The organism is Streptomyces sp. NPDC026092, assembly GCF_040638605.1.
Lineage (GTDB): Bacteria > Actinomycetota > Actinomycetes > Streptomycetales > Streptomycetaceae > Streptomyces.
On sequence record NZ_JBEZYN010000001.1, the window covers coordinates 533343 to 546567 of the forward strand.

Here is a 13225-nt window from a genome sequence, read left to right on the forward strand (position 1 = left end):
GTCGTTCCCTCCTGTTCCTGTTTCTTGTTCCGACAGGTGTTCCTATGGGGCGCCCTCATAGGCGCTGATTCCACCTAAAGCCACCGCCGACGGGCGTGCAAGAGCGCCTCATCGGCCTCAGGGTGAATAACCCGTTGCCCCCGGAGTGCGGAGTCGATCATGCTTCCGGGCATGAGCGCACGACTGCGGGGGATCGCGAAGCAGACCGAGGAGATCGTCGAGGCGGGCCGGTACCGGGCCCCCGGCGGCCGGTCCGTCTCCCTCGAGGAGGAGCTGAGCGCCGCGGTGGCCGGAACCAGGATGTACGGCCCCGGTCCCGTCCCCGTGACCCCCGACCTCGACCGCGCCACCGCGATCGAGGTCACCGACGAGAGCAGCCTGGTCGCCGCCCGCCGGCTGACCCGGGCCGATCCGGCCGCCCCGGTCGCCGTCCTGAACTTCGCCTCCGCCCGCAACCCCGGCGGCGGCTATCTGAACGGCGCGCAGGCCCAGGAAGAGGCGGTCTGCCGGGCCTCCGCCCTCTACACCACCCTCCTGCGCGCCCCCGAGTTCTACGCGCACCACCGGGCCGAGAAGGATGCCTTCTACACGGACCGCGTGATCCTCTCGCCCGGCGTCCCGGTCTTCCGCGACGACCGCGGCGGACTCCTGGACGAGCCGTTCGCGGTCGGCTTCCTCACCTCGCCCGCCCCCAACGCGGGCGTCGTCCGGCGGCGGACCCCGGACCTGGCCGAACGGATTCCGGCCGTCCTCGCCGCCCGTGCCGAGCGGGTCCTGGAGACCGCCGTCGCGGGCGGCTACCGGCGGCTCGTCCTCGGAGCCTGGGGGTGCGGCGTCTTCCAGAACGACCCGGCCGAGGTAGCCGAGGCGTTCCGGGCGCTGCTCACGGACGGGGGCCGCTTCGCAGGCCACTTCGACGAGATCGTCTTCGCGATCCTCGACCGCACGGCCGGTCGGGCGACACTCGGCGCGTTCCAGGACGTCCTCGGTACCTGACCGGCGGAGCTCCTGACCGGCACCGTCCCTGACATGCGGTGCTCGTACCCGCGTGCGAGGCTGAGAACGGCCCCAGAGGCCGAAAACTGCCCCAGCGTCCGAGTACCGCTGTCAGGAGGCACGATCGTGGGCAAGAAACAGACCCGGGTGAACAAGGGCGCCCGTACGGGCGGCCACGAACACCGGACCGAAGCGGCGGCGAAGGAATCGACACCGGTCGTGCGGGAGACGCCGCGGCCGATCATCGAGCAGGTCTCCCACAAGAAGGAACGGAAGTTCGGCCACAACTGACCTTCCGCTCGCCACGACCGGGGCCCGGCGCCATCACGGCACCGGGCCCGGCCCTCAGGGCTACGCCTCGTCGGCGAGCGGGATGGATTCCACCGGGGGAGCCGGCGCGGCCGCGCCGTTCGGCTTCAGCGCGGGCGCTTCCGCCGCTGCCGCCGCCGGGCTCATGTTCGCGAGCAGCTGCCGGGCGAGCCCCAGACCCGTCCCGCCCATGGTCAGGGCCTTGGCGAACATCTCCGCCATGCCGTCCGCGCCGTTCAGCAGGACCATCTGGTCCACGTTGCCGAAGGCCGACGCACCGGCCTCGACGATTTCCGGCCACTTCTCGGCCAGCTGCTGGGCGACCACGGCCTCCTGGTTCTCGGCCAGGGCCGCCGCCCGCGCCTTGATCGACTCGGCCTCGGCGAGACCCTTCGCCCGGGTCGACTCGGCCACGGCGAGCCCCCGCGCCTGCTGGGCCGCCGCCTCCGCCTCACCCGTCAGCCGGGTCGCCGTCGCCCGCGCGGCGCTGGCGAGCTCGGTCTCCTTCGCCTCCGCCTGCGCCGCCGAGATCCGGGCGTCGCGCTCGGCGTCGGCCCGGGTCCGGGTCTCGTACGCCTTCGCGTCCGCCGGCTTGCGGACGTCCGCCTGGAGCTGCTGCTCCTTGCGGTGCGCCTCCAGCTCCGCGACCCGGGTCTCCTGGACGACGACCTCCTGCCGCGCCCCCGCCTCGGCCAGCGGCCCGGCCTGACGGGCCTTCGCGGACGCCTGGTCCCGCTCCGCCTGGTAGCCGGCCTGCAGGATCTCGCTGTCCCTGGTGGCCTCCGACATCCGCGCCGCGGCCTGCTGTTCGGCCTCGGTGGCCCGCCGGTTGGCCTCGGCCTGCGCGATCCGGGCGTCCCGCTGGACCGCCGCCGCGTGCGGCGCGGCCAGGTTCTTGATGTACCCCGTCGGGTCCTCGATCTCGTGGATCTGCAGCGAGTCGACGATCAGACCGAGCTTCTCCATCTCCGTGCCACAAGCCGAACGCGCCTGCCCGGTCAGCTTCTCCCGGTCACGGATCATGTCCTCGACCGTCAACCCGCCGACGATGGCGCGGAGATGACCGGCGAAGACGATGTGCACGCGCTCCGACATGAGCTTCTGCTGGTCCAGGAAACGGCGGGCGGCGTTGGCGATCGACACGAAGTCGTCACCCACCTTGAAGATCACCACACCCCGGACCTTGAGCGGAATGCCCTGGTGGGTCACGCACTCCACCTGCAACTGCGTCTCGTTGAGGTCAAGCGACAGCTTCCGTACCGCCTGGACGCCCGGCATCACGAGCGTGCCGCGCCCGGTGACGATCCGGAAGCCCATGCCTTCGCCGAGCCCCTCCATCTTGTGGTTGGAACCGGAGATGATCAGCGCCTCGTTCGGTTCGGCGACGCGCCACATGAGTTTGAACAGTGCGATGAGGACGAGGACGGCGACGACCACGCCGCCCGCCACGATGCCGATGGCCATGGGCAGCTCCCCCTTCACCGGAGCCGTGCGGATCCGGTGAAGGGAGTGTGCGCCTCGACGGACGAGCGCTCAACGCTTCGGTCAACTGTCGTACGCGGCTGTGACATACACGGTGCGTGGAGGGAGATGTTCCACGACCATCACGACCGTTCCGGGATGGATCCGCTCCTTGGCGTCGGCCGCGTACGCGAGGAAGTGCTCGGCGCCGCCCCGGATCCGGACGATCACCTCGCCGACGAGGCCGGGCCCGACGGTGCCGGTCACCCGGCCGAGCAGGCCCACCATCGAGACGTCGTCCATGACCACACGGTACGTCAGATCCAGCCCTCCAGAGAGGCCATGAACCCGTCGAAATCGTCACGGTGGATCGTGTGTCCCGCGCCGGCGACCGTACGGACGTCGAAGCCGCGTTCCTCCAGCATCCGCGCGTTCTCCGGCGAGACCAGCCAGCTCGGGTCGGACAGCGTGACCAGCGACGGGACGACGGGCTTCACGGGCCACAGATCACGGCCCACGCACGCCGCGAGTCCGTGGGTGGAACGCTCGTCCCAGAGCCGCAAGGTGGCCATCTCGACGTCGAGATCCTCCTCCTCCCAGCGGGGGTTGAACATCGCGATGTGCTCCCGCGCGAGCGACTTCGCCGCGACGAACAGCTCCATGCGGTCGCCCGTGTCCCCGGCCGACATGTGCCAGGCCGGGTCCACGTACACGGCGCGCCGCGGCGCGAGCCGGTCGACGGCGCCGGCCAGGGCCAGCCCGCCGAGCGAGTGCCCGAGCGCCAACTCGGCCCGGGCGGGCAGGGTTTCGACGAGATCGTCGGCGTAGTCCCCGGGTCCGTACCCCTCGGGCCCGGCCGCCCGGCCGCTCGCGCCGTGGCCGCGCAGATCCACCGCGATCACCCGGTAGCCGCGCTCGGCCAGAGCCGGTCCGACCCGGCGCCAGGTGCGGTGGTCGGACATGATCCCGTGGATCAGGAGCGCGATCCGGTCACCGGATCCCCAGGTACGGGTGTTCAGCAGCACGTCAAGGCCTCTCGCGGATCGGGCGTACGGGGCGTACGGGTGGCCCGACGAGCGTACGGGTGTGTGCGCGTACGGAATCGGCCACCCCGGCCCGACCCGGCCCGCGCGCCCCGGGCTCAGCGCACGCCGCGGATCGGACGCACGGCGAGCGCCCCGAGGACCGAGAGGACGGCCGCGACCAGGAACAGGGTCGTGTACCCGCCGCTCAGCGAGACGACGAGCGAGGCGACGAACGGAGCGACGATCTGCGGCCCCGCGTTGGCGACGTTGAGCACGCCCATGTCGCGGGCCGCGTCCTCCGCCTTCGGCAGCACCATGGTCACCAGGGCCGTGTCGACCGCCATGTAGCAGCCGAATCCGAGACCGTTGACGGCGGAGAAGGCGAGCATCGCGGTCCAGCTCGACGAGACGGCCGGGATGACCAGCGCGACGGCCGCGAGCGCGGCGGAGGCGCCGACGAAGAGCTTGCGGCGGTCGTAGCGGTCGGAGAGCCAGCCGCCCAGGACGGTGGAGACCACCATGGCCACGGAGTTGAGCGGCATGAGGATGGCCACGGCCTCCTCGGGGGAGAGCCCGGCCGGCAGGTCGGTGTGGTCCTTGAGGATGTACAGCTGGAAGCCGGCGACCGCGAAGTAGCCGAGCACGAGCAGCGCGCGCCCGATGAACGCCCAGCGGAAGTCGTGGTCCTTGAGCGCGCTGCCGAAGGCGGCGAGCTGCTGCTTCACGGGCAGCGGCGCCTTGGCGGGCATCCGCTCCTCACGGGCGAAGGTCGTGAACAGGACGGCGGTGGCCGCCACGATCGCGCCGAAGACCAGGTACCCGGTGCGGTAGTTCTCCGAGAACGCGGCGCCGACAAGCGCGCCGATGGTGGAACCGATCGGCAGACCGAGCCCGACGGCGGCCGAGGCCTTGCCGCGCGCGGCGAAGGGGACCCGGTCGGGCACGACGGAGGTGATCGCGGCCTGGTAGATGTTCATGACGGCCTGGCCCAGACACCAGGCGATGAGCACGAGCAGGATCGTATGCACGCTGCCGAGCAGGAACATCACCGGTATCGCGAGCAGACCGCCCGCCAGGATCCACGGGTTGCGGCGGCCCGAGCGGTCCGAAAGGGCGCCGGCGACCGGGTTGAAGATCGTCGCGAAGATCGCGGAAACGCCGGAGATCAGACCGAAGTTGGCCACCTTGTTCGCCGGGTCGATGTCCTCGATCTGCAGCGCGAGCAGCAGTCCGGGCACGCCGACGTAGAGCGCGTACATCGCCGTGTTCCCGGCGAGGAGCAGGGGCAGCAGCCCACGGGTGGGCCGGGGGCCCGACGGGGCCTCGGCTCCGGTGGTGCTGACTCTTCCGGATGCGGAGGAGGAAAGGGCCACGTTGCCCTCCTGGTGAAGATCGCCCGGTGCGGGGGCGAGGAGCGGAAGTTTCAAGAGAGTTACACGTGTCACTGACGCGTGTAATCACTGTGTAGCACTCGAATCCGGCCATCCGCCAGACTCGGGGCCGGATTGTTCTGGAAAGATGCCGGAGCGATGAGCCAGTCACCCAAACAGTCCGCCGAACGTCCCGTCCCGACGAGCGCCGATGTGGCGCGGCTCGCGGGCGTCTCCAGAGCCACCGTCTCGTACGTCCTGAACAACACGGCGGCCGTACGGATCAGCGAGCCGACCCGGCAGCGGGTCCGCGACGCGGCCGAGGAACTGGGGTACGTCCCGCACGCCGCCGCCCGCAGCCTGCGCGCCGGTCACAGCCGGATGGTCCTGCTGCCCACCGCGCACGTGCCGATCGGTCCCCTGTACAGCCAGTTCTTCAACGAGTTGCAGTGGGCCCTGCGCCGCCTCGACTACACCGTCGTGCAGTACGGCAGCCTCGGGCTCGAGGGGGACGAGGCCGCGCGCGCCTGGGCGGAGCTCCGGCCCGTGGCGGTGGTCTCGCTGGGCGAGGTCCAGCTCTCCCCGGGCGGTGTGGAGATCCTCAAGCGTTCCGGCGCCAAGGCCGTCATCACCGTCGGCCCGCACCGCGTCGAGGGCGCGCACGCCCTGGTCATGGACCAGGGGCGAGTGGGGCGCGTCGCGACCGAGCACCTGGTGGAGCGGGGGCGGCGCCGGATCGGCGTGGTGCTCCCCGAGGAGCCGGGCCTGGAGATGTTCTCCGGACCCCGCCTCGACGGCGCCCGCCAGGCGGTGGCCGGGACCGACGCCACCGTCGTACCGCTGCCGCTGCGGTACGAGGAGGGGGCGGCGAACGCGCTGGCGGCGCGCTGGCGCGACTTGGGCCTCGACGCGGTGTTCGCGTACAACGACGAGTACGCGATGCTGCTGATGCGCGCACTCCAGGACGCGGGGATCGACATCCCCGGGGAGACGGCCGTCGTGGGCTCGGACGATCTGCTCCTCGGGCGGCTGCTGCGGCCCCGCCTGACGACCGTGGAGATCGACATGGTCATCGGCCGGCACCTGGCCGAGCTGGTCGACAGCGCCGTCCGCGACCCCGACGCCACCCCGCGCGCGCAGGAGCTGATGGCCTCGCGGGTGATCCCCCGGGAGTCCAGCTGATCCAGGGCCTTTCACGGCGGGCGCCCTGCCGTGGCGGGCGCCCGGGGGCGAAGCGGCTTAGCGTCGAAGCATGAGCACACTGCCGCGGCGTTTCGAGATCCTGCTCGTTTCCGAGCACGTGGAGGACCGGGGCGGCGCGTCCGTGGAGGACAGCGCGGTCCGGTCGGCGGTCGTGGAGGCCACGGGCCGGACGGGCTCCTCGGGCTACCCGCGCTACGAGGGGCACGGCATCGCCGCCGACATCGACCCGGAGACGCGTACCGTCGAGGCGCTCCTGGTCGACGGCCGCGAACTGGACTACGGCCTGACGGCACTGGTCCGGCCGGCGCCGGCGGCGTGACCGGGTTCTTTCACCCACCACGTATCGCCGCTCGGCACCGTTGACAGGAACCCACGCCGGGCGGAGACTCTGCGCGCACGTCAACGAAGGAAAATTCACCAGGCGAACGCACGGGTGGGCGGTCGGTCGAAGAGGACCGTCCCCAGGGCACGTGGGAGAGAACCGATGAGCATCCGCGACGTCTACATCGTCGACGCCGTCCGCACCCCGATCGGCAGGTTCGCAGGCGCGCTCTCCGCCGTACGCCCCGACGACCTCGCCGCCCACGTGGTCAGGTCGCTCGTGGACCGCGTACCCGCGCTCGACCCGGCCCGGATCGACGACGTCTACTTCGGTGACGCCAACGGTGCCGGCGAGGACAACCGCGACGTGGCCCGCATGGCCGTCCTGCTCGCGGGCCTCCCCACCTCCGTCCCCGGCGTGACCCTCAACCGCCTGTGCGGCTCCGGTCTGGAGGCGGTGATCCAGGCCGCGCGCGCCATCGCGCTGGGCGACGCGTCCGTGGCGATCGCGGGCGGCGTCGAGTCGATGTCCCGCGCACCCTGGGTCCTGCAGAAGCCCGAACGCGCCTTCCCGGCCGGCCACCAGCAGATGTACTCCACGACCCTGGGCTGGCGCATGACCAACCCGCGCATGCCCGCCGAGTGGACGGTCTCGCTCGGCGAGGGCGCGGAGCTCGTCGCCGACAAGCACGCCCTCACCCGCGAGCAGCAGGACGCCTTCGCCCTGGCCAGCCACCGCAAGGCGGCCGAGGCGTGGGGCAAGGGGCTGTACGACGGTGAGGTCGTGCCGTACCCGGGCGTGGAGCTGACCCGCGACGAGTGCATCCGCGACACCACCTCCATGGAGGCCCTCGCCAAGCTGAAGCCCTCCTTCCGGAGCGAGGGCGGCACCGTGACGGCGGGCAACGCCTCGCCGCTCAACGACGGCGCCGCGGCCCTGCTCCTCGTCGACGAGGAGGGCCTGCGAGAGACCGGTCGCGAGCCGCTCGCCCGGATCCGCGCCTCCGCGGTCACCGGAATCGAGCCGCAGCTCTTCGGGCTCGGGCCCGTGGAGGCCGTCCGGCGCGCGCTGGACAAGGCGGGCCGCTCCTTCGCCGATCTGACGACCTTCGAGCTGAACGAGGCGTTCGCCGCCCAGTCCCTCGGCTGCCTCGCCGAGTGGCCGGAACTCGACCCGGAGATCGTCAACCCGCGCGGCGGCGCCATCGCCGTCGGGCACCCGCTGGGCGCATCCGGGGCGCGGCTCGCGGGCGCGGTGGCCCACCAGTTGGCGGCGGCCGGCTCGGGAACGGGGCTCGCGGCCCTGTGCATCGGCGTCGGCCAGGGTCTGGCGCTCGTCCTGGAGCGCTGACCGGACACAGCGTCGGGCAGACGAAGCGGGGGCGGTACGGGAACTCCCGTACCGCCCCCGCCCGGTGCTGCCGCAGCCGCCCCTACTGGCCCTGCTGCTGCTTCGCGTCCTCGATGGACTTGCGCACCTCGTCCATGTCCAGCTTCCGCGCCTGGCCGATCACGTCCTCCAGGGCCGCCTCCGGCAGCGCCCCGGGCTGGGCGAACACGGCCACGTTGTCACGGACGATCATCAGCGTCGGGATCGAGCGGATCTCGAACGCGGCGGCCAGCTCCTGCTGCGCCTCGGTGTCCACCTTGGCGAAGACCAGGTCCTCGTGGCGCTCGGAAGCGGCCTCGAAGACCGGCGCGAACTGGCGGCACGGACCACACCAGGAAGCCCAGAAGTCGATCAGAAGGAAGCTGTTCTCGCTCACGATCTGGTCGAAGTTGTCCTTGGTGAGCTCGACAGTGCTCATGTTTTCTACCTCTCCGGGTCTCCTGGCGGGTGTCCATCACGGTCCCCTGGGGACTCGCCCCGCACAACCGCGTATCGAGCCGCGCTATTCCGCGCCGCCCCACGCGTGCGGAGGCCGAGTTCCACGGGTGCACCGTGCGTATCCCCTGCGTGCACGCCACGCCTTCCCCTGTGGCCACGGCGCACACCTGCCACCAGACTGGGGCCCATGACACATGAGGTGGAGCACGAGTACGACGTGGTGGTCCTGGGTGCGGGACCCGTGGGCGAGAACGTGGTGGACCGGGCCCGGGCGGCGGGCCTGAGCGTGGCCGTCGTGGAGAGCGAACTGGTGGGCGGCGAGTGCTCGTACTGGGCCTGCATGCCCAGCAAGGCGCTGCTCCGGCCCGCCATCGCCCGCTCGGACGCCCGCAAGGTCCCCGGGCTGCGGCAGCTGGTCCAGGGTCCCCTGGACGCGCCGGCGGTGCTCGCCCACCGCGACTACTACGTCTCCGACTGGAAGGACGACGGCGCCGTCGGCTGGCTCGACTCCACCGGCGCCCGCCTCTACCGCGGCCACGGCCGCCTTGACGGCGAGCGGAAGGTCACCGTTGACGGGCCCGAGGGCGACCGGCACGTCCTCACCGCCCGGCACGCCGTCGCCGTCTGCACCGGCAGCCGCGCCGCCCTGCCCGACCTGCCGGGGCTGACCGGGGCCCGGCCGTGGACCAGCCGCGAGGCGACCAGCTCCAAGGAGGTCCCCGAGCGGCTGATCGTGGTCGGCGGGGGAGTGGTCGCGGCGGAGATGGCGACCGCCTGGCAGGCGCTCGGCTCTCGCGTGACGGTCCTGGTACGAGGCAAGGGCCTGCTGCCCCGCATGGAGCCCTTCGTCGGCGACCACGTCGCCGACGCGCTCACCGAGGGCGGCGCCGACGTCCGTACGGGAGTCTCCGTCGCCGCCGTCGTACGCGACGGGGGCACCGGTCCCGTCACCGTGGTCCTGGAGGGCGGCGACCGGGTCGAGGGCGACGAGGTCCTGTTCGCGACCGGGCGCAGCCCGCGCACCGAGGACATCGGCCTGGAGACCGTCGGTCTGAAGCCCGGCTCGTGGCTCCCGGTGGACGACACCCTCCGGGTCGAGGGCAGCGACTGGCTCTACGCCGTGGGAGACGTCAACCACCGGGCGTTGATGACCCATCAGGGCAAGTACCAGGCGCGGATCGCCGGAGCGGCCATCGCCGCCCGCGCCTCCGGCGCCTCGCTCCCGGAGAACGGGCGCTGGGCCGCGCACACGGCCACCGCCGACCACGCCGCCGTGCCGCAGGTCGTCTTCACCGACCCCGAGGCCGCAGCCGTCGGGCTCTCGCTCGCCGAGGCCGAGCGCGCCGGGCACCGCGTCCGCGCCGTCGACCTGGACCTCACCTCGGTGGCGGGCGCCGGCCTCTACGCCGACGGCTACCGCGGCCGCGCCCGGATGGTCGTCGACCTGGACCGCGAGACCGTCCTCGGTGTCACCTTCGTCGGGCCGGGCATCGGCGAACTCATCCACTCCGCGACCGTCGCCGTCGTCGGAGAGGTCCCGATCGACCGGCTCTGGCACGCCGTCCCCTCCTACCCGACGCTGAGCGAGGCCTGGCTGCGGCTCCTCGAGGCGTACCGGGACGGTGCGGGGACCTCGTGAGCCCCGGGGCCCCCGACCTCACCAACGAGTACGACGGTCCCTGCGCGGTCTGCGGGGCGGTCGTGCCGGCCGGGACGGGGGTCCTCCGGCACGGCCACGGTCCGTCGGACGGCTGGCAGGTCTTCCATCCGGGGCACGTGCCCGAACCGGCGCCGCCGGCCCGGCAGCATCTGCCGGGCTGGCACCACCGCCGTCTGCTGGCGGTGGACATCGTGTCGACCGGCTACCGGACGGCCGTGGATCGGATCCTTTCCGCGTCGGTGCGGGGCTCCGACGGACATATCGGAGATTGGATCATGGATATTGGATCCAATCTCCGCATTCCGGTCTCCGGAGAGGGAGCGGCGCTCGGCGCCGCCGTCGAGCGGGCCCGCGCCGAAGGCGTCCCCGCACCCCAGGCTCTCGACGAACTCGCGACCGTCCTCACCGACCACCTCGCCGCGCACGAGGTGCTCGTCGTCTGGTTCTCCCCGTACGTCCTGACCACCCTCCACGCCGAACTCCGGCGCCACGGCCTGGCCCCGCTGACCGAACGGCTCCCGCAGGGGGTCGCCCCCGTCTGCGACCCCCTGGTCCTGGACCGTCACGCCGACAGCTACCGCCCGGGCCGCCGCTCCCTGCGCGCCGTCGCCGAGTGGTACGGCGTCCCGCACGCCCACCCCGGGGACGCCGCGTCGGACGCCGAGGCCGCGCTCGCCCTGGCCCAGGTGATCGCGGACTCGTACCCCGCCGTCGCCAAGCTGTCCCGGCCGGCGCTGCACACCGAGCAGATCCGCTGGTACGCCGAGCAGATGCGCCGCCACCCCGACGCCCCGGGCTGGCCCTTCACCGACACCGCGCCCGAACCCTGGGAACCGCCAGGGGACGCGCCCTGAGTCCGCTCAGCCGCGCGGCACCAGGAGCGCCGCCGCCGACCGGGCGGCGTCGAGCGCCGGGCGCGCGGCCGGGCCGGACTGCTCGCCGAGCACCACACGGGTACTCAGGCCGTCGAGGAGCGCGAGGAGTTCGGAGGCGCGCGCGGCCACCTCGTCCGTGTCCATCGGCGCGAAGCGCGACTGGGTAACGCCCTTGGTGAGCAGGGCCTCCAGATCCTCCTGCCAGCCCCGGTCGAGGTCCCGCTGCGCCTCGCGCAGCGCCTCGTTCGCCGGTATGCGCGCCCAGAGCTCGATCCAGAGCATCCACCGCGGATCGCGCGGACCGTGCGGCAGGTAGAGCCGCAGGAACAGGTCGAGCTTGCGCTCCGCGGTCAGCCGGCGGGCAAGGAGAGCCCGGCGCTCCTCGGCGAGTGCGGCCTCGCTCCAGCGCAGCACGGCGAGCAGCAGCAGGTCCTTGCTGCCGAAGTAGTAGAGGATGTGGCCGCCGCTGGTCCCCAGGCGCTCCGCCAGCGCCGACATGGTGAGCGCCGCGAGGCCGTCCTCGGCGATGGCCGCCATGGCCTCCTCGAGCATCCGCTCCTGGGTGATGTGCCCGTCGCGCCGTCGTGCTGACCCAGCCACCCGTTCCGCCTCCGTCCCCGTCGCCCGACAGGTCACGACTTTAACCGCAGGTCCCCGAGGTCTTGACGCGGCCGCCACCTCTCGCACATCTTGAACCCTGTTCTAAGTTCTAGAACGTCATTCAAAGTCTGGGGAGTGGGCATGCTGCACCAGGAGAGAGCACCGGACACCGGTCGTGACGAGGGCTTCCGCGACGAGGTCCGGAAGGACGAGGTCTTCCAGGTGGAGGGCCACGGCATCGACCCCATTCCCGACGCCGAGCGCCACGGCGGCGCCAAGGACCTCTTCTGGCTCTGGTTCGGCTCCAACCTCACCTTCACCTACGTCATCAACGGCGCCCTCGCCGTCGCCTTCGGCCTCTCGTTCTGGCAGGCCACCGCCGTCGTCGTGATCGGCGGTCTCTCCTTCTTCGCGATCAGCGCCGCCGGACTCAGTGGCGTCCGCACCGGCACCGCCACCCTCGTCATCTCCCGCGCCGCCTTCGGTGTGCGCGGCAACTGGCCCGCCGGACTGCTCAACTGGATCGTCAGCATCGGCTACACCATCGTCAACACGGTCGTCGGCACCCTCGCCCTCGAAGCCTTCTTCGCCGACCTCGGCTGGACCGGCGGCCACACGGCCCGCGCGCTCGCCCTGCTCGTGACCCTCACGATGACCTTCGCCGTCGCTCTCTGGGGCCACGCCACCGTCCAGTTCGCCGAACGCTGGATGGCCTACGCCCTCGCCCTCGGCTTCGCCGCCCTGCTCGTCTTCGTCCTGCCCGGCGCCGACACGGCCGCCCCCGCCGAGGTCCCCGGCGTCTCCGCCTGGAGCCTCGCCCTCGTCGTCATGTTCGCGGGCCCCATCTCGTACGTCCCGATGCCCGCCGACTACACCCGCTACCTGCCGCGCACCACCTCCCTCAAGGCCCTCACCTGGAGCGGCGCGCTCGGCGGCTTCCTCTCCTCCGTCGCCCTCGGCGTCGCCGGTGTCGCCGCCGCGACGCAGACCGACATGACCGACGCGGTGGCGGGAGCCGAGGGGCTGCTCCCCGGCTGGTTCCAGCCGCTCTTCCTCGCTCTGGTCCTCGGCGGATCGGTGACGAACTCGATCATCACGCTCTACTCCTCCAGCCTGAACCTCCAGGTCCTCGGCATCCCCTGGACCCGCGCCCGCGCCATCGTCGTCAGCGCCGCCGTCACCGCGCTCGGCTCGCTCGGCGCGCTGTTCCTCATCGACTTCACCACCTCGCTGCTCGCCTTCCTCTCCCTCCTGATCATCGTCTTCGCCCCCTGGGGCGGTGTCTTCCTCGCCGACATGGTGCTGCGCCGCTGTACCTACGACTCCGCGGCCCTGCACGCCGGCGAGCACGGCGCCTACTGGTACCGGCGCGGCTGGCATCCCGCCGGTGTCGTCGCCCTCCTCGCGGGCATGGTCTTCGCCGCCCTGACCTGCGACTCCGAGCTCTGGACCGGCCCCCTCGTCGCCCCGCTCGGCGGCGCCGACCTCACCCTGCTCGGCGCCCTCGTCTCCGCGCTCGTGTACCTCGCCCTCGCGCGCCGCACCGCCACCCCCGTACAGCCGTAACCCCCTGTACA

Annotated in this window: 14 protein-coding genes; 8 read left to right on the forward strand and 6 right to left on the reverse strand. The window is 72.2% G+C overall.

The window, feature by feature from the left end; translation table 11 throughout:
• Nucleotides 1-171 precede the first annotated feature (171 nt).
• A complete protein-coding gene (locus tag AB0F56_RS02350) occupies nt 172-996 on the forward strand; it encodes a TIGR02452 family protein (protein ID WP_362003068.1) in 825 nt (274 codons plus the stop codon).
• Between the two features lie 126 nt (nt 997-1122).
• Complete coding sequence (locus tag AB0F56_RS02355; protein ID WP_362003070.1) at nt 1123-1287, forward strand: hypothetical protein; 165 nt, start codon at nt 1123-1125, stop codon at nt 1285-1287.
• A 60-nt stretch (nt 1288-1347) separates the two neighbouring features.
• Here the strand turns inward: AB0F56_RS02355 and AB0F56_RS02360 are convergent, their stop codons facing one another.
• The 4 genes from AB0F56_RS02360 to AB0F56_RS02375 form a co-directional block, all read right to left on the reverse strand.
• Nucleotides 1348-2769 (reverse strand): SPFH domain-containing protein, encoded by a 1422-nt coding sequence (locus AB0F56_RS02360; protein WP_362003072.1) that lies wholly within the window; start codon nt 2767-2769, stop codon nt 1348-1350.
• Between the two features lie 81 nt (nt 2770-2850).
• Entirely contained in the window at nt 2851-3069 is a 219-nt protein-coding gene (locus AB0F56_RS02365) for a hypothetical protein (protein ID WP_361967461.1), read from the reverse strand.
• A gap of 14 nt (nt 3070-3083) precedes the next feature.
• Nucleotides 3084-3791: an alpha/beta hydrolase gene (locus tag AB0F56_RS02370; RefSeq protein ID WP_362003074.1), complete on the reverse strand. Its 708-nt coding sequence runs from the start codon at nt 3789-3791 to the stop codon at nt 3084-3086.
• A gap of 116 nt (nt 3792-3907) precedes the next feature.
• Complete coding sequence (locus AB0F56_RS02375; RefSeq protein WP_362003076.1) at nt 3908-5164, reverse strand: MFS transporter; 1257 nt, start codon at nt 5162-5164, stop codon at nt 3908-3910.
• Nucleotides 5165-5320: 156 nt separating this feature from the next.
• Here AB0F56_RS02375 and AB0F56_RS02380 point away from each other — a divergent pair, with 156 nt between their 5' ends.
• The 3 genes from AB0F56_RS02380 to AB0F56_RS02390 all read left to right on the forward strand — a co-directional run bounded on the left by AB0F56_RS02380 (nt 5321) and on the right by AB0F56_RS02390 (nt 8036).
• Nucleotides 5321-6343, forward strand: a complete 1023-nt coding sequence (locus tag AB0F56_RS02380; RefSeq protein ID WP_362003078.1) for a LacI family DNA-binding transcriptional regulator — start codon at nt 5321-5323, stop codon at nt 6341-6343.
• A gap of 70 nt (nt 6344-6413) precedes the next feature.
• Nucleotides 6414-6683, forward strand: coding sequence for a hypothetical protein (locus AB0F56_RS02385; RefSeq protein ID WP_362003080.1), 270 nt, complete (start codon nt 6414-6416; stop codon nt 6681-6683).
• A 165-nt stretch (nt 6684-6848) separates the two neighbouring features.
• The gene (locus AB0F56_RS02390) at nt 6849-8036 is read left to right on the forward strand and encodes a thiolase family protein (RefSeq protein ID WP_362003082.1); all 1188 of its coding nucleotides are present in this window, start codon (nt 6849-6851) and stop codon (nt 8034-8036) included.
• Nucleotides 8037-8118: 82 nt separating this feature from the next.
• Here AB0F56_RS02390 and trxA read toward each other — a convergent pair whose 3' ends face one another.
• The gene (gene trxA, locus AB0F56_RS02395) at nt 8119-8493 is read right to left on the reverse strand and encodes a thioredoxin (RefSeq protein ID WP_362003084.1); all 375 of its coding nucleotides are present in this window, start codon (nt 8491-8493) and stop codon (nt 8119-8121) included.
• Between the two features lie 207 nt (nt 8494-8700).
• Here trxA and AB0F56_RS02400 point away from each other — a divergent pair, with 207 nt between their 5' ends.
• Complete coding sequence (locus AB0F56_RS02400; RefSeq protein ID WP_362003086.1) at nt 8701-10152, forward strand: NAD(P)/FAD-dependent oxidoreductase; 1452 nt, start codon at nt 8701-8703, stop codon at nt 10150-10152.
• Nucleotides 10149-11027, forward strand: a complete 879-nt coding sequence (locus tag AB0F56_RS02405; protein ID WP_362003088.1) for a 3'-5' exonuclease — start codon at nt 10149-10151, stop codon at nt 11025-11027. The genes AB0F56_RS02400 and AB0F56_RS02405 overlap by 4 nt, the downstream gene beginning before the upstream one ends.
• Before the next feature lie 6 nt (nt 11028-11033).
• Here the strand turns inward: AB0F56_RS02405 and AB0F56_RS02410 are convergent, their stop codons facing one another.
• Entirely contained in the window at nt 11034-11648 is a 615-nt protein-coding gene (locus tag AB0F56_RS02410) for a TetR/AcrR family transcriptional regulator (RefSeq protein WP_362003090.1), read from the reverse strand.
• A 141-nt stretch (nt 11649-11789) separates the two neighbouring features.
• Here AB0F56_RS02410 and AB0F56_RS02415 point away from each other — a divergent pair, with 141 nt between their 5' ends.
• Entirely contained in the window at nt 11790-13214 is a 1425-nt protein-coding gene (locus AB0F56_RS02415) for a cytosine permease (protein ID WP_362003092.1), read from the forward strand.
• The last annotated feature ends 11 nt before the right edge of the window (nt 13215-13225 follow it).

Coding starts and splice junctions, on each gene's coding strand:
- AB0F56_RS02350 (WP_362003068.1), top strand. CDS start 172: ATGAGCGCACGACTGCGGGGGATCGCGAAGCAGACCGAGGAGATCGTC.
- AB0F56_RS02360 (WP_362003072.1), bottom strand. CDS start 2,769: ATGGCCATCGGCATCGTGGCGGGCGGCGTGGTCGTCGCCGTCCTCGTC.
- AB0F56_RS02365 (WP_361967461.1), bottom strand. CDS start 3,069: ATGGACGACGTCTCGATGGTGGGCCTGCTCGGCCGGGTGACCGGCACC.
- AB0F56_RS02380 (WP_362003078.1), top strand. CDS start 5,321: ATGAGCCAGTCACCCAAACAGTCCGCCGAACGTCCCGTCCCGACGAGC.
- AB0F56_RS02385 (WP_362003080.1), top strand. CDS start 6,414: ATGAGCACACTGCCGCGGCGTTTCGAGATCCTGCTCGTTTCCGAGCAC.
- AB0F56_RS02390 (WP_362003082.1), top strand. CDS start 6,849: ATGAGCATCCGCGACGTCTACATCGTCGACGCCGTCCGCACCCCGATC.
- trxA (WP_362003084.1), bottom strand. CDS start 8,493: ATGAGCACTGTCGAGCTCACCAAGGACAACTTCGACCAGATCGTGAGC.
- AB0F56_RS02400 (WP_362003086.1), top strand. CDS start 8,701: ATGACACATGAGGTGGAGCACGAGTACGACGTGGTGGTCCTGGGTGCG.
- AB0F56_RS02415 (WP_362003092.1), top strand. CDS start 11,790: ATGCTGCACCAGGAGAGAGCACCGGACACCGGTCGTGACGAGGGCTTC.